Genomic DNA, 15,540 nt, shown 5'->3' on the forward strand with positions numbered 1-15,540 from the left:
AATTGATCAGGCGTTTTTATTTGAACTAATAATTTTAATTATTGGCGAATTTGTCCGTCACCTAACACAATCCATTTTTGTGAAGTTAAGCCTTCTAAACCAACTGGGCCGCGGGCATGGATTTTATCAGTGGAGATACCAATTTCAGCGCCTAAACCATATTCGAAACCATCAGCAAAACGAGTTGATGCATTGATTACAACTGAGCTTGAATCTACACGAGCCAAGAACTGACGAGCTAAAGTGTAGTTTTCAGTCACAATTGCATCGGTATGATGTGAACCATATTTGTTGATATGGTCAATTGCTTCATCAATGCCACTCACTACTTTAACTGCAAGAATTGGCCCTAAATATTCGGTGTACCAATCTTCTTCTGTCGCTGGTTTTACAGAAGCACCCAAAATGCGACGTGTTTCTGGACAACCACGGAGCTCAACTTTTTTCTCAGCATAGAGTTCAGCAATGTGCGGTAAGAAAACATCTGCAATTTTTTCATCAACGAGCAGAGTTTCCATCGCATTACAAACGCCATAACGATGTGTTTTTGCATTTAATGTAATTGGTAAAGCTTTTTGCAAGTCGGCTTGTGCTTCAACAAATACATGGCAGTTACCATCAAGATGCTTAATGACAGGAATGCGCGCTTCGTTAGTTACACGCTCAATTAAGCTTTTGCCACCACGTGGAACAATTACATCTACATATTCAGCCATGGTAATAAGATGACCAACAGCTGCACGGTCAGAAGTGTTAATCACTTGAACTGAATCTTCAGGTAGGCCAGCAACTTTTAAGCCATGCTTAATCGCTTCAGCGATCGCTTTATTTGACTCGAGTGCTTCTGAACCACCACGTAAAATAATGGCGTTGCCCGATTTAATGGCTAAAGATGCAGCTTCAAGGGTTACGTTTGGACGTGATTCGTAAATCATCCCAACAACACCTAAAGGCACACGCATTTTACCAATTTGAATGCCTGTGGGGCGATATGCAAGATCAGTAATTTCCCCAATTGGATCGACAAGTGCAATCACATCTTTTAGACCTTGCAACATTCCTTTAAAGCGTGTGGGCGTAAGTTCAAGACGATCAAGCAATGCGCTGTCGAGCTGATTGCTACGACCTTTATCCATGTCGATTTGATTCGCTGCCAAGATTTCTGCCTGATTATTTTCTAAAGCAGTATAAATAGCAGAGAGTGCATGATTTTTTAGTGAGGTAGAAGCACTTGTTAGGACACGAGATGCCTGACGTGCTTGTTGCCCGACTTTTTGCATATATTGTTCAATTGAGTCTTGCATAGCATTTTTTAATCATTTACCAATGAGTAAGATAGTAGCAGTCAAATGCGGAACAATGAATGGCTTTTTTTGAAAAATGTGACTGCCATAAAAAAACATTTAAATATTTTGCAAACTATTAGCGACTTAAACAAGATGAGCGGTCATTTGAGCGATTGCGTATATTTCACACAATTGTTTAGAATGTTATTGTGCAATACAAACTAATACAAATTTAAAAGTTTTGTGCATAAAAGATTACGTGTTCAAGAAGGAACTCTTGCAGCATAAAAAAATTACAGCAAGGAGGAAGCAGGGATATGAATTCCATTATTCAAATGGATTCGGAGATCAACCAAGCTTATGCCGGTTTTGGCTTTTTCGATATCTACCATAGAGATAGTTTTAAACAACCTGCTCGTACAACATGGATTGACGGCTGGAAAATTGAATATATGGCAATTGCCGATCCAAAATCGATTCACAATACGCCAATTGTGATTGTGGGCGGTGCTTTCCAGAATTTTAATTCTTATAAATATTGTGTTGAACAATTGTTTGAAAGCGGTCCGGTCATATTAATCGATTTGCCTTCTATGGGTGCAAATCAGCAAATTACTAATCGGGATACTGGCGTATCTGCAGGTACTTTAGAGTTACCTGATTTGTCTAAAATGTTGGGACGCTGGTTAGATATTGTGGGTCTACAAAAAGTTTCTGTGATGGGAATGTCTTTAGGGTCAGTGATTGCTTCTTGTTTTGCCTATCATCGTCCTGAATTAATGGATCGCATGATTTTAATGGGGGTTATGCAAAAGACCCGAAAAAGTTGGCGAATGATTTTGGAAGAGTCGCTCAAGCTCATGCAAGAAAACCGCATGGAAGAGTTTGGGCAAGCTGTAATTTTATATTTAGTTAATCATGCAAAATTAGATAAAACCCGCATGTCACCAACAGCCAAGAAATTATTTTTTAGACAAATGGCTGAGTTTACGGGTACTGAGCGAGAACGTTATGAAATTAACTGTAATCGTCTTTTGCGGTTAACGGATGTACCTATTCCAGAGTGCAAAACGTTGGTTGCAGCAGGGCAGTACGATAGTTTTACTCTGCCTCATGAAAATGCGAACTTTGCGTTGCAATGCCCAGACATGGAATTTGCATTGATCGCAAACGCAGATCATGTACCGCAGCTCCAGCGTCGTAAAGAAACCATGAGTTTGTTCACATCATTCTTAAAAGGTGAATCTATCCAAAATTTGGATGGCATTATTCCTATGACACGTGAACAAATGCAAAACATGGAACGCCGTGGTGAAGAGCGAGTTCGAGTTTTGCAACCAAATACTCAACTTACTCACCGAGAGTTTGATGTACAGGTGTCCGTAACGATTGTTGATGTCACTTTCTTCGGTATGTATTTAAAAATGGATGATGTTTCGCAGCTTGATTTTGTGAATGACCATCCACGTGATTTAGCGCTGCATTTAGAAGATGAAGAAGGTAGCTTTGCAATTGAGTGCTTAATTTTTGAAAGTACAGAGCAAGGTATTCGCGCTTTATTTAAACATGGTAGTTTCGAACTTGCTGATCGTTTAAGCCGTTTTATTGCTCGTCAAAAACAAGCAGCTTAATAATATAGTTATAGATGGAAGCTCGTTTATTTCGAGCTTCCATTTTTTATATTGGTTATTTTATTTGTGCGTGAATAGTCCAGACCAAGTCACCTAAATGTTGCTCATGACTGTCTTGAGAAGCTTGTCCAAAGAAAATTTGTGGTTGTTCCACGCGAACTTGACTGAACTCGGTATCTTTAAAAAAGTCTTCAACTTCTTTGGGACTTTTGAAGTGAAAACTAAACGAGCTTCGAGACATTAATTTCAATAATTTACTGCTATTCCAGATGATGCTGGCAAGTTTGTTTTTAACTGGTTCAGGGTAGAGGTCAGTTAAATAATGAAAATTTTTAAAAGAAGCGCCATAGTGAGCAATCGATTGAATCAGCTGTTTTAATAAATTTTTATCAAAATAATTAATTAAACCTTCACTAATTACAACCAATGGGCGGTTCGGGTCAAATACTTCAAATGCTTGTGCAAAAGCTTCGGTAAATAAATCAACTGATAAGACTTCAGGTGCATTTTTTTCAATTTGCTGTAACGCATTTTGTTTGGTTTGTGCCATATCGGGTAAATCAAGCTCCCGATAGGTAATCGAAGGGTAATGCTGTCTAAACCACCAGCCACGTGGAGACAGGCCACATGCTATTTCTAGAACTTGTAAATCAGGACTTTCTTGAATGAGTTGTTCTAAGTGATGATCAAGCATGGTGTGACGTTGTTTGAGCGTTGTGCGCATGCTACCGCCCACATATTTCTCAGCCCAAGATTCTATCGGATGAACCAAATACGCCAGTGATTTGCCTTTGGCTGTAGCAAATGCTTCATGAGAGATCCCCATTTGATACCAGATATAACCCGTATAGTGGGCTGTAAAAGAGATGTGGCGGTGTTTTGAAAGTTGTTGTGTCATTCGTCCTGAGCTCGATTTATTGTTTTTGTGTGGTTTGACTGATGATCGAGACCATCAGTCAAATATACGTTTAACTCAATTTAGATCGAATTTTTAAACTCTTCAATGGCTGTTTTGACAGCTTGCCACTCGTCGCCAAGCGATAAGGTTTCACCAATCTGAATTTGTGGAATTTGACCACGCATGCGTTCAAGGCGTTCTTGATTTGGTAGCTCTAGGTTTGCAATACCTTCAAGTGCTGTACATGCCGCACTACGGTCATTACACACGAGTCCCATATCACAACCAGCAGTTAAAGCAGCTTGAATACGTGCATCTGCGCCACCTGCTACACATGCAGCTTGCATGCTTAAGTCATCAGAGAAAAGTACACCATCAAACTTCAAACGGTTGCGTAGAACTTCTTGAATCCAGAAAGGTGAAAAACCGGCTGGATTTGGATCGATCTGATCATAAATCACATGTGCAGGCATGAGCGCATCAAGCTGAGGCATAAGCTTAATGAAGCTTTGCATGTCATGGTTGTAAATTTCGTCATAGCTACGGCTATCGATTGCAGCTGCGACATGAGAGTCGGCTTTCACTGAGCCGTGACCCGGGAAATGTTTGCCCGTGTTTGCCATTCCAGCTTTTTTCATGCCTTGCATAAACGCGCCAGCAAGTGGTGCGATATCCTCAATATTTTTAGAGAAGCCACGATCACCGATCACATCACTAATTGCATTAAGGTCTAAAACGGGTGCAAAACTAAAATCGATACCGACAGCAAGGACTTCGGTTGCCATTAACCAACCGCACTGTTCAGCTAGTTCAAGTGCTTTTTGAGGTTGAGTAATATAGAGTTCACCGAAACGACCCATGGCTGGTAATAAGGTAAAGCCTGATCTTAGGCGCTGAACTCGACCACCTTCTTGGTCGACAGCAATTAAAATATCTGGACGAATTTGACGCATATGGTCCGTTAATGCACGCACTTGTTGTGGAGATTCAATATTTCGTGCAAATAAAATCATGCCACCGACTTGCGGAGCGCGTAATAGTTCAATATCTTCTTGAGTAAGTTCTGTGCCGGCGATGTCCAGCATCAATGCGCCAATCATATTGGTTCCATTTGAATTTTGATTGAAAAACAATAAGCGAATTTTGCAATGTTTTGCTACATTTTGTCAGTACAGAATATGATAAAACTACACGGTATAAACAATTTAGTTGGTTAAGATTTTGAATCTGCTTAGTTCATATCGAAAACAGAGCGTGTAAGATAGGAACACCCAAGGAAGTATTAAAAATTTATGAAACTTCAAACTATAGCTTGTGCAGTAGCGATCGCGACTGGCGGTTTATTCTTCACTCATACGATGAATGAAGCGAGAGCAGCAACCAATACTGCTGTGGTTTCTCAATCGATCCAGCCAACGCAAGAACAGGCTTTGGTGGCTCGCCAACTGGCAACTTTAGTTGATCGCCAACATTATTTGAATATGCGTCTGGATGCGACGACATCAAATCGTATTCTCGATATGTATTTAGATAGTCTTGATCCGGATCACTCACTATTTTTAGACGCTGAAGTTCAAAATTATAAAAAACTATATGGTCCAAATTTTGGTGCTTCTTTAAAAGCGGGGAATTTGACTGGACCATTTGCAATTCATCAGCAATATCGTGAACGCTTAAAACAATTTTATGAGTTCATGTTAGCCGAGCTGAAACAGCAGCAAAATTTAAAACAGCCAAATAGTTATATTGAAGTTGATCGTGAAAAAGCGCCGTATTTTAAAACATCGGCTGAGCAACAAAATCACTGGCGTAAAATGTTGGTTTCGCAGTTAATCAACTTAACGATTAGCCGTGAAGAAGAGCAGGCGAAACAAAAAGCGCTTAAAGAAAATCCATCACTTGCTGATGGTCAAGATTTAACTGGTCCAGAAGATTTAACACCAGCTCAGACCTTAACTAAACGTTATACGCGTCAGCTTGAAAGAATTAGTCGTGTGAAAAGCGATGATGTGTTGGATAAAACATTGAACGCCATGTTGGCGACTTATGATCCACACAGTAACTATTACCCGCCAATCGATGCGATAGAATTGAATCGCCAAACCACCTTGCAGCTTGAAGGTATTGGTGTATCGATTCGTCCAGAGCGTGGCAATGAAGATTACACCAAGATTGAAACCATTGTAGAAGGTGGTCCTGCAAGTAAGTCTGGTCAAGTGAAATCAGGAGATCGAATCGTTGGTGTCGCCCAAGAAGGCGAGAAAATGATTGATGTGGTTGGTTGGACAAGTTCTGAAATTGTTGGACTCATTCGTGGTAAGCGCGGAACTAAAGTTACGTTAAAACTTCTTGGTGCTGGCGCATCAATGAGTCAAGCACGTAATGTGACCTTAGTGCGTGATGTGATTCAAGAAGAAGATGCTGGTGTTCGTTCACGTACAGTTGAAGTTAACCGCGATGGTAAAAAGCATCTGTTAGGCGTGATTGAAATTCCATCATTCTATTTTGACTATCGTTCACGTCGTGCGGGTCAACAATACCGTTCAGTTTCTGAAGATACGGCCAATGCTTTTGAAGCGTTAAAAGCGAAGAAAGTAGAAGGTATTATTATCGACTTGCGTAATGATCCAGGTGGTTCATTAGAAGAAGTTGCACGTATGCTGGGTCAAGTGATTAAGTCAGGTCCAGTGGTTCAAATTCGTGATGGCAATGGCAACGTAAGTGTTTTTGAAGACAACGACGGTGGTCAACAAATTTACACTGGCCCCCTTGCTGTAATGGTGAACTTGGCATCTGCATCTGCAAGTGAAATTTACTCTGCTGCAATTCAAGACTATGAGCGCGGTATTATTATCGGTAGTACAACGACTGGTAAGGGTACAGCTCAGGTGCAACTTGATACTCTGGCATACGGTCAAGCGACTTTAACTCAGCGTAAGTTCTACCGTATTACAGGTGGTAGTACACAAAATAAAGGTGTAGTGCCAGACATTAAACTCGTCGATATCTATAATGAAGAGTTTGGTGAACGTAAATCGAAGAATGCGTTGAAGTGGGACACAATTCCTACTGCACCATTTAAGCGCGAAGGCTCTGTTCAACCTTATGTGGCAAAGTTGTCTCAATTCTCTGAACAACGTGTTGCTAATGATGCCCAGTTTAAATATCTAAATAAACGTACCGCGATTGCCAAAGTTACGAGTGATCAGAAACAAGTGGTACTTGATATTGATAAACGCCGTGCAGAATTACTTGGTTTAGAGAAACAAACTTTAGATGCAGAAAATGAACGCCGTGCTGCAACTGGTCAAAAGCCTTTTGCAAACTGGGAAAGCTATCAAGCTTCATTAGATGCTCTAGCTGAATCTCGCGCTAAAATGAAAGCATCTCAACGCCCTGCATTGCCAGAAGAAGAAACTTTTGTGACTGAAGCTGCAAATGTACTCATGGACTATGCAAAATTGCAAAACCGCTAAGTATTACTAGGTCTTAAGAGAAAAGCATGCTGTTATCAGTGTGCTTTTTTTATTTTTCATGTCAGTAAACTGTCACGCATTTATCATCAAAATGTCAAAAAAACTGCTTAATCTTTAAGCATGAAAATAAATACATTGATGGATGGCGCTATGCAAAGCTCATACGCGACAGCACTATTAAAACAACAGCAACTTCCTGAAAGCTTCCAATTCTTTTTTAAACAAAAGCAGCAGCTATCTAATACGCATTCATTGCATGATTTGGTGCGCCCACGTTTAAAAATTGCGATTGTGACGGAAACTTGGCCACCTGAAATTAATGGTGTGGCACTTTCATTATTACAACTATGCCAAGGTTTACAGAAACAGGGGCATAAGATTTTACTGATTCGTCCAGAGCAAAAGGCAAAATGCCATGACTTTACGCCAGAGCAAGAATGTCTGGTGATGTCGCAGGCGATTCCCAAATATCCGACTTTGCAGTTTGGTTGGCCACAATATTTAAAAGTATCGAAAGCTTTTGAAAAGTTTGTGCCCGATGTGGTCCATATTGTGACTGAAGGACCATTAGGTTTAACCGCCATGCAGGCTGCTAAGGCAAAAGCTATTCCTGTTTCGAGTGGCTTTCATTCACCATTTCAAGATTTTAGTCGATTCTTCGATTTGGCTTTTTTGGTTAAACCGATTCAAAAATACCTATGCTGGTTTCACAACAATACTCAAGTGACTTGTGTGCCAAGTAAAGATACACAAGAAGCATTACGCGGTTTTGGTATTACTTGCCCGCTGGTTGTTGTTGGACGCGGCGTAGACACAACGAGATTTTCACCAAAGCATCGCTCTGAAAATTTGCGAAAACAATGGGATGCCGATGAGAATACTCGCGTTATGCTTTATGTAGGGCGTTTGTCTCCCGAAAAAGAAGTGCAAGTGCTCATTGATAGTTATGCGAGCCTACAAAGCATTCAGCCACATAAAACGAAATTGGTTATTGTGGGAGATGGCCCAGATTTTGCTCGTTTAAAGTCACTACCTGAAGCGAAGGGTGTTATCTTTACCGGAAGTCTGAGAGGTCAAGATTTGGCTGCTGCATATGCGAGTGCAGACGTATTCGTATTTGCGAGTCAAGTTGAAACGTTTGGTAACGTAGTTTTAGAGGCAATGGCAAGCGGTTTGCCAGTTATCGCGTATGATTATGCATGTGCACATCAATACTTAACCCATGGTGTGAATGGCTGGTTAAGCCCACTTGGACAAAAAAGCCACTTTATACAACAAATTTATCAGCTTCCTTCAGTACAACAACTTAGAGAAATGGGCGTGCAAGCCTGTCATAAAGTACAGCAAAGCGGTTGGCAACTTCCGGTTCAGCAATTGGAGCAGGCATTTTATCAGGTAGTGAAGGAGCCCTCGGTGGACTTCACCTAAGTATCCTAAAATAGGAGAATGACCATGAAATTTAAGAATGCAAAAATAAAAATACTCGATTTAGATTTAAGAGGCTGTTTATATCTTAACAATTTCTCTCACTCACAGCGTGTTGCCCTTTTCTTCAAAATCATCAGTCGTGTGGGTGACGGCCCATTTTGGTATCTAATGCTGGCAATCGTGTGGGGGATGCAAGGCATCACCTATAGCCTGCAAATCATCTACTTGTTATTAGGTGGTTCTATTGGAACCGCGATCTATAAATTTTTAAAACACAAGACAACACGACCCCGTCCTTATCAAGTGCATCAAGTGATTGTGCTCGGTGAAAGACCACTTGATCATTTTAGTTTTCCATCGGGTCATACACTTCATGCAGTGATGGTGACAATTGTGTTGGGTTATATCCAGCCAGCTTTACTTGCGGCGATGTTTCCTTTCATGGTGCTTGTAGCATTGTCTCGTATGGTACTTGGTCTTCATTACCCAAGTGATGTGATTGTCGGTGCACTCATTGGTGCAGCAGTCGCGAGTATGATTATTTTTATGGCTCCGCTCTTGAACATCGCTTTATAGGCATCGGTAATTTTTATCAGCTTAAGCTATCGATTAGGTTTGTGGATTTGCTAAAGTACACAGTTCGTGATTTAGCAGATTAAACAGATAGGAGCCGCTATGGGCTTACGTTGGACAGATACGATTGATATTGCCATTGAATTGTCAGAAGCACATCCAGAAGTTGATCCGCAATGGATTCGTTTTACCGATTTACATGCATGGGTGTGCGCATTGCCAGACTTCAATGATGACCCAAATAAATCGACAGAAGGATTGCTAGAAGGGATTCAAATGGCCTGGATAGACGAAGTTCGCTAAAAACAGTAGAAAAAATCGCAACTTTTACACATTCAAAGCTGATTATTGCCTATGACATCGGTATAATGCGGCAAATTTTTTAATGTTTAAATTTTAAAATAAAGGAGCCACTCATGGCTATTGAACGTACTTTGTCTATCGTAAAACCTGATGCAGTTTCTAAAAACCACATCGGTGATATTTTTGCTCGTTTTGAAAAAGCGGGTTTAAAAATTGTTGCGACTAAAATGAAACACCTTTCTCAAGCTGATGCTGAAGGTTTCTATGCTGAGCATAAAGAACGTGGTTTCTTTGGTGACTTAGTTGCATTCATGACTTCTGGTCCAGTTGTAGTATCTGTTCTTGAAGGCGAAAATGCAGTTCTTGCACACCGTGAAATCTTAGGCGCTACAAACCCTAAAGAAGCTGCTCCTGGCACTATCCGTGCTGACTTTGCTGTAAGCATCGACGAAAACGCTGCTCACGGTTCTGACTCAGTTGCTTCTGCAGAGCGTGAAATTGCTTACTTCTTTGCTGACAACGAGATCTGCCCACGCACTCGTTAATCGAAAGCATTCAAACCAGATAAGTGGTATACTACTTATCTGGTTTTTTTATTCTCTCAAGAGAATATTGTTTGATTCTTGAACAATATCTTCAGTTTTTTGACATGGTTTAGGTAAATACACATGAGTTCTGCAGAGGTCGTTTCATCTGAAAATCTTGATGGACAGCAGCAATCTTCGTCCACGCTGGTCATTCCTGCTGCCGAAAATAAAGTGAATTTACTCGGCATGTCTCGTACTGAATTAGAAAAATTCTTTGAAGATATTGGTGAGAAAAAGTTTCGTGCCGGTCAGGTGATGAAATGGATACATCAATACTTCATTACTGATTTTGCTGAAATGACCAATATTTCAGGGAAATTGCGTGCGAAGCTTGAACAGATTTGTGAAATCAAAGCTCCTGAAGTAGTTCACCGTCATTATTCAAAAGATGGTACACGTAAGTGGGTTTTTCGTGTGGGCGATGGTGCAGGTTCTTTAGTTGAAACTGTATTAATTCCTGCCGAAGATAAAACAGGCTTGCGTAAGACTTTGTGTATTTCGTCACAAGTCGGTTGTGCATTAGATTGCTCATTTTGTTCAACAGGAAAACAAGGTTTCCAACGTGATTTAACGCCAGATGAAATCATTGGACAACTTTGGATGGCAAACTATTCCTATATGGAAGAAGTGCCGGTTGCCGAGCGCGAGCGTTCAGTGACCAATGTCGTGATGATGGGTATGGGTGAACCATTGCTCAACTATGATGCCGTATTAAGCTCAATGCAGATTATGCTTGATGACTTTGCTTATGGCATGTCTAAGCGTCGTGTGACTTTATCAACATCAGGTGTTGTACCTAAAATTGATCAACTTGCAAAAGACATTGATGTTGCTTTAGCAATTTCTTTACATGCACCAAATGATGAATTACGTAATGAACTAGTGCCAATTAATAAAAAATATCCATTGGCTCAGTTGATTGCAGCATGTCAGCGTTATATTGCCAAAGATGGTAATGAAAGTACGCGTAAACATGTGACTATTGAATATGTGATGTTAGAGGGTGTAAATGATCAGCCTGAACATGCACAGCAAATGATTAAATTATTAAAAAACTTACCAAGTAAAATTAATTTAATTCCATTTAACCCGTTCCCACATGCACCATATGGCCGCTCAAGCCGAAATCGAATTATCTCGTTCCAAAAAACTTTGTCTGATGCTGGATTTGTGTGTACGATTCGTCAAACACGTGGTGATGATATTGATGCTGCATGTGGACAGTTAGTCGGTCAAGTGGCCGATAGAACTCGTCGTGCTGAACAGTGGCAGAAGAAAGTCACACAGCGTCAAGAGATTTTGCGTACACAGGGATAAAATTGAGGGCAGGCTTTGAGTACTCCAAAGTTAAAAACGGTATTATGGATGGGGGTTGCAGTTGCATTTCTGGTAAGTGGTTGCCAGACAACGCATATGCAAAAGAAAGACCCAGAAAAAGCGGTAAAAGTGCGTACACAACTTGCTGCTGAACATATCCGTTCTGGTGACTTGGATTCGGCAAAGCGAGTTCTTGATCAAGCTTTAAGTGTAGATAACCGCGATGCAATGGCAAATATGATGATGGGCATTTTGCTACAGCAAGAAGGTAGCAAGCCGAACTTAGAAAAAGCAGAACATTACTTTAAACGAGCAATTTCATCTGAACCAGATAATGCTCAAGCACATAATAACTATGGTACTTATTTATACCAAATGGAACGCTATAATGATGCGATCGAGCAATTTCGTATTGCTGGTACAACATTAGGTTATGACCAACGCTATCAGGCGTTAGAAAATCTAGGGCGTATTTATTTAAAATTGGGTGATGTTGCGAATGCTGAAAAAACATTCAAACAAGCACTCCTTGCTAACCGCGACTCTTATATTTCAATGTTAGAGTTAGCGGAAATTTTTTATTTGCAGCAGCAGATTCCGGCTGCTACACAAATGTATGAACAATACGTTCATACAGTGGGGCAGAAAAATCAGGGTGCAAGAGCACTTTGGATTGGTGTAAGAGTGGCTCGAGCCAATGCGGATAAAATGGGAATGCAAGTCTTAGTAAACCAGTTACGTGCTTTGTTCCCGGAAAGTCCAGAATATCAACGTTATTTGCAATTACAGTATAGTACTGAGGCCGTATGGAAATAAATCCTAATTCACAGCAGCCAACTGGCTCAAGCTTACCGACTTCTGCTTTAGGAAATATTCAACGTCCTGGTGAGTATTTACGTCAAATTCGAGTTGCTCAGAATAAAGAGTTAGGGCAAGTTTCTTCAGATTTAAACATGCCGGTTAAGACTCTAACTGCTTTAGAGCAAGATGATTACAAGTCATTGCCAGAAGCGACTTTTATCAAGGGTTATTACCGTTCATATGCAAAATATTTAAATACAGATGCGACGGCAATTATTCAGCGCTTTGATGAAATTTATGCAAATGATACCGGGCTTTTACCGAACCATGCCTTAAATAATTCACCGATTAAAATCATGGGTAAACTCCCTGGTTCTAATAGTGACCGTAATAAGAAATGGTTGAAGCGTGCACTTCTTGCAATCGTGGTTATTGCTGTTGTGTCATTGATTGTCATGGGTATTCAAAAATGGACTTCTAAGAAAGAAGATGCTGATTTACCTAAAGTAAATCAATCTAGTGTTGAAGTTTTACCTATGAAAGGAAATGCCACCTCAACAGTGGGTGATCAATTGGTGCTAAACTTTAACCGTCCAACGTCTGTTCATATTGTTGATGCAACAGGTAAAGTTTTGGCGACAGGCCGTCAGTCATCAACTTTAAACTTAAATGGCGAGTCTCCATTTCAGATTCGTCTTGATGATGCAACTGCCGTGTCATTAAGTTTAAACCAAGAACAGATTTCATTGTCTCCATATACGGTAAACGGTAAAGCTGAATTCCGTTTATCCCGCTAATACCATGAGTTGAGCGATACAATGATAGAGAACCCAATTAAACGTCGACCAACACGCAAAATTCGTGTTGGGTCGGTGTATGTCGGTGGCGATGCACCTATTAGTGTGCAAAGTATGACAAATACCGAAACTTGCGATGTGGATGCAACCGTTGCTCAGATTGAGCGTTGCGTTGATGCAGGTGCTGATATTATGCGTGTTTCGGTCCCATCTATGGAGGCTGCTGAGGCATTTGGCGCAATTCGTAAGCGCGTTTCAGTACCATTAGTTGCCGATATTCATTTTGACCATAGAATTGCCTTAGCAGTTGCAGATTATGGTGCAGACTGTTTGCGTATTAATCCAGGTAATATCGGGTCAGACCAGAAAGTTCGCGAGGTCGTTGCTGCGGCACGTCATCACGGTATTTCAATGCGTATTGGTGTGAATGCGGGTTCTCTAGAAAAAGATTTACAGAAAAAATATGGCGAGCCTACTGGGCAAGCACTTCTTGAATCAGCTTTACGTCACATTGATATTTTAGACCGCCTCGATTTCCATGAGTTTAAAGTTAGTGTAAAAGCCTCAAATGTGTTTTTAACCATGGATGCTTACCGCTTGCTTTCTCAGCAAATTGATAATCCATTACACCTTGGTGTTACCGAAGCGGGTATTTACCGTACGGGTACTGTGAAATCAGCGATTGCCCTTGGCGGATTATTGATGGAAGGTATTGGCGATACAATGCGTATTTCGCTTGCTGCCGAACCAGAAGATGAAATCAAGATTGGTTTTGATATCTTAAAATCGCTTGGTCTGCGCTCTAACGGGATTAACTTTATTGCTTGTCCGAGTTGTTCGCGCCAAGAATTTAACGTTATTCAAGTGATGCAAGCTTTGGAAGAACGTTTAGAAGATATTCGTACTCCAATGGATGTGTCAGTGATTGGTTGTAAGGTAAATGGCCCGGGTGAAGCAAAAGAAGCTGATATCGGGGTTGTTGGGGCTGCGCCTCGCTCACTGGTTTATCGTAATGGTGAGAAAAGCCATTTAATCGATACCGATCAATTGGTTGATGAAATCGAAACAATGGTTCGTCAACGTGTCCAAGAGCTTGAAGAAGCTAAATCTAAAGAAATTATTCGTAGTTCATCATGAGTTCAATTGTCGCAATCAAAGGTTTTAATGACGTCTTGCCAACGCAAACAGTAGCGTGGAGACGTCTTGAGCAACATTTAGCATCTTTAATGGATGCTTATGGGTATCAGCAAATTCGTTTACCAATCGTTGAGCAAACGGGCTTGTTTAAACGTGCTATTGGTGATGCCACTGATATTGTTGAAAAAGAAATGTACACCTTTTTCGACAAAGGTAACCCACCAGAGTCATTAACCTTACGTCCGGAAGGTACAGCTGGCTGTGTTCGTGCGTTGGTTGAACATAATTTGTTGCGCGGCGCTACGCCACGCGTGTGGTATATGGGACCTATGTTCCGTTATGAAAAACCACAAAAAGGGCGTTACCGTCAGTTCCATCAGTTTGGTGTGGAAACTTTTGGTGTTGCGACTCCTGACATTGATGCTGAATTGATTATGTTGACAGCTCGCTTATGGAAACGTATGGGCGTTGCTGATAAGGTTCAGCTTGAGTTGAATACTTTAGGCGAAACTGATGAGCGTACAGAGTATCGCAATGCATTAGTTGCTTTTTTAAATGAGCATAAAGATGCGTTGGATGAAGATTCGCAGCGTCGCTTAACAACAAATCCATTACGCATTTTAGATTCTAAAATTGAATCTACTCAGAAAATTCTGGAAAATGCGCCGAAATTGCATGATTTCTTAAAAGAAGATAGTTTGGATCATTTTAAGCAGTTACAAGATTATTTGACTGCTGCTGGTATCCAGTTTGTAATTAACCAGAAGTTGGTGCGTGGTCTAGACTATTACAACAAGACTGTTTTTGAATGGACGACTACAGCACTTGGTTCGCAAGGCACAGTATGTGCTGGTGGGCGCTACGACGGTTTAGTTGGCCAATTAAAAGGTAAGCCAGATCAATCTGTACCAGCTGTTGGTTTTGCAATGGGTATGGAGCGTTTATTGCTTCTGCTTGAGCAAGTTGAACAAGCTGAAGTTATTCGTGATTGTGAAGTTTTCTTGGTTGCAGAACCTGCTTATCAAACGAATGCTTTGATTTTAGCGGAACAATTACGTGACCAGTTAGAAGCTGCAAATAGCAGTATTCGCATCAAAACAGGTTCACAAGGCAGCATGAAAAGCCAGATGAAAAAAGCTGATCAGGCTGGAGCAATCTTTGCTTTGATTTTAGGGGAACGAGAGTGGGAAGCACAGCAGCTTGCTATTAAAGAGTTAGCAACAGCTGAACAGTCACAAGTCGCAATTGCTGACCTCGTACCATTTTTAATCCAAAAATTTACAAAATAAACTGAACATCTGGAAAA

14 protein-coding genes are annotated in these 15,540 nt (G+C 40.7%); 11 read left to right on the forward strand and 3 right to left on the reverse strand.

The features are described 5' to 3' along the window. Positions 1 to 38: 38 nt before the first annotated feature. Positions 39 to 1,304, reverse strand: coding sequence for a glutamate-5-semialdehyde dehydrogenase (locus ACS125_RS06465; RefSeq protein WP_443271133.1), 1,266 nt, complete (start codon positions 1,302 to 1,304; stop codon positions 39 to 41). Between the two features lie 299 nt (positions 1,305 to 1,603). Between ACS125_RS06465 and ACS125_RS06470 the strand changes: the two genes are divergently transcribed. After that, positions 1,604 to 2,917, forward strand: a complete 1,314-nt coding sequence (locus tag ACS125_RS06470; RefSeq protein WP_443271135.1) for an alpha/beta fold hydrolase — start codon at positions 1,604 to 1,606, stop codon at positions 2,915 to 2,917. A gap of 55 nt (positions 2,918 to 2,972) precedes the next feature. On the opposite strand, the gene ACS125_RS06475 is transcribed toward ACS125_RS06470, so the two are convergent. Further along, positions 2,973 to 3,815 carry a class I SAM-dependent methyltransferase gene (locus ACS125_RS06475; RefSeq protein ID WP_443271137.1) on the reverse strand — a complete coding sequence of 281 codons (843 nt, stop codon included), beginning with the start codon at positions 3,813 to 3,815 and terminating at the stop codon, positions 2,973 to 2,975. 80 nt (positions 3,816 to 3,895) lie between these two features. Then, positions 3,896 to 4,915: a beta-N-acetylhexosaminidase gene (nagZ, locus tag ACS125_RS06480; protein ID WP_049837907.1), complete on the reverse strand. Its 1,020-nt coding sequence runs from the start codon at positions 4,913 to 4,915 to the stop codon at positions 3,896 to 3,898. Positions 4,916 to 5,107: 192 nt separating this feature from the next. Between nagZ and ACS125_RS06485 the strand changes: the two genes are divergently transcribed. The 10 genes from ACS125_RS06485 (at position 5,108) to hisS (ending at position 15,523) form a co-directional block, all read left to right on the forward strand. Then, entirely contained in the window at positions 5,108 to 7,291 is a 2,184-nt protein-coding gene (locus ACS125_RS06485) for a carboxy terminal-processing peptidase (protein ID WP_312820856.1), read from the forward strand. Positions 7,292 to 7,429: 138 nt separating this feature from the next. Further along, on the forward strand, positions 7,430 to 8,719 hold the full coding sequence (locus ACS125_RS06490) for a glycosyltransferase family 4 protein (protein WP_081038253.1): 1,290 nt from the start codon (positions 7,430 to 7,432) through the stop codon (positions 8,717 to 8,719). A 24-nt stretch (positions 8,720 to 8,743) separates the two neighbouring features. Next, positions 8,744 to 9,295 carry a phosphatase PAP2 family protein gene (locus tag ACS125_RS06495; protein ID WP_289781517.1) on the forward strand — a complete coding sequence of 184 codons (552 nt, stop codon included), beginning with the start codon at positions 8,744 to 8,746 and terminating at the stop codon, positions 9,293 to 9,295. A gap of 99 nt (positions 9,296 to 9,394) precedes the next feature. Further along, on the forward strand, positions 9,395 to 9,595 hold the full coding sequence (iscX, locus tag ACS125_RS06500; RefSeq protein ID WP_003654869.1) for a Fe-S cluster assembly protein IscX: 201 nt from the start codon (positions 9,395 to 9,397) through the stop codon (positions 9,593 to 9,595). A gap of 113 nt (positions 9,596 to 9,708) precedes the next feature. Continuing rightward, positions 9,709 to 10,140, forward strand: coding sequence for a nucleoside-diphosphate kinase (gene ndk / locus ACS125_RS06505; RefSeq protein ID WP_003654870.1), 432 nt, complete (start codon positions 9,709 to 9,711; stop codon positions 10,138 to 10,140). Positions 10,141 to 10,263: 123 nt separating this feature from the next. Next, on the forward strand, positions 10,264 to 11,499 hold the full coding sequence (gene rlmN, locus ACS125_RS06510; protein ID WP_004794719.1) for a 23S rRNA (adenine(2503)-C(2))-methyltransferase RlmN: 1,236 nt from the start codon (positions 10,264 to 10,266) through the stop codon (positions 11,497 to 11,499). A 15-nt stretch (positions 11,500 to 11,514) separates the two neighbouring features. Further along, a complete protein-coding gene (gene pilW, locus ACS125_RS06515; RefSeq protein ID WP_312820853.1) occupies positions 11,515 to 12,315 on the forward strand; it encodes a type IV pilus biogenesis/stability protein PilW in 801 nt (266 codons plus the stop codon). Continuing rightward, positions 12,306 to 13,097 (forward strand): helix-turn-helix domain-containing protein, encoded by a 792-nt coding sequence (locus tag ACS125_RS06520; protein ID WP_005302244.1) that lies wholly within the window; start codon positions 12,306 to 12,308, stop codon positions 13,095 to 13,097. The genes pilW and ACS125_RS06520 overlap by 10 nt, the downstream gene beginning before the upstream one ends. A gap of 21 nt (positions 13,098 to 13,118) precedes the next feature. Continuing rightward, the gene (gene ispG, locus ACS125_RS06525) at positions 13,119 to 14,234 is read left to right on the forward strand and encodes a flavodoxin-dependent (E)-4-hydroxy-3-methylbut-2-enyl-diphosphate synthase (RefSeq protein WP_004698760.1); all 1,116 of its coding nucleotides are present in this window, start codon (positions 13,119 to 13,121) and stop codon (positions 14,232 to 14,234) included. Then, positions 14,231 to 15,523, forward strand: coding sequence for a histidine--tRNA ligase (hisS, locus tag ACS125_RS06530; protein ID WP_004794714.1), 1,293 nt, complete (start codon positions 14,231 to 14,233; stop codon positions 15,521 to 15,523). The genes ispG and hisS overlap by 4 nt, the downstream gene beginning before the upstream one ends. The last annotated feature ends 17 nt before the right edge of the window (positions 15,524 to 15,540 follow it).

The sequence above is a fragment of the Acinetobacter sp. PFS20 genome (assembly GCF_052261015.1).
Lineage (GTDB): Bacteria > Pseudomonadota > Gammaproteobacteria > Pseudomonadales > Moraxellaceae > Acinetobacter.

Coding starts and splice junctions, on each gene's coding strand:
- ACS125_RS06465 (WP_443271133.1), bottom strand. CDS start 1,304: ATGCAAGACTCAATTGAACAATATATGCAAAAAGTCGGGCAACAAGCA.
- ACS125_RS06470 (WP_443271135.1), top strand. CDS start 1,604: ATGAATTCCATTATTCAAATGGATTCGGAGATCAACCAAGCTTATGCC.
- ACS125_RS06475 (WP_443271137.1), bottom strand. CDS start 3,815: ATGACACAACAACTTTCAAAACACCGCCACATCTCTTTTACAGCCCAC.
- nagZ (WP_049837907.1), bottom strand. CDS start 4,915: ATGATTGGCGCATTGATGCTGGACATCGCCGGCACAGAACTTACTCAA.
- ACS125_RS06485 (WP_312820856.1), top strand. CDS start 5,108: ATGAAACTTCAAACTATAGCTTGTGCAGTAGCGATCGCGACTGGCGGT.
- ACS125_RS06490 (WP_081038253.1), top strand. CDS start 7,430: ATGGATGGCGCTATGCAAAGCTCATACGCGACAGCACTATTAAAACAA.
- ACS125_RS06495 (WP_289781517.1), top strand. CDS start 8,744: ATGAAATTTAAGAATGCAAAAATAAAAATACTCGATTTAGATTTAAGA.
- iscX (WP_003654869.1), top strand. CDS start 9,395: ATGGGCTTACGTTGGACAGATACGATTGATATTGCCATTGAATTGTCA.
- ndk (WP_003654870.1), top strand. CDS start 9,709: ATGGCTATTGAACGTACTTTGTCTATCGTAAAACCTGATGCAGTTTCT.
- rlmN (WP_004794719.1), top strand. CDS start 10,264: ATGAGTTCTGCAGAGGTCGTTTCATCTGAAAATCTTGATGGACAGCAG.
- ACS125_RS06520 (WP_005302244.1), top strand. CDS start 12,306: ATGGAAATAAATCCTAATTCACAGCAGCCAACTGGCTCAAGCTTACCG.
- ispG (WP_004698760.1), top strand. CDS start 13,119: ATGATAGAGAACCCAATTAAACGTCGACCAACACGCAAAATTCGTGTT.
- hisS (WP_004794714.1), top strand. CDS start 14,231: ATGAGTTCAATTGTCGCAATCAAAGGTTTTAATGACGTCTTGCCAACG.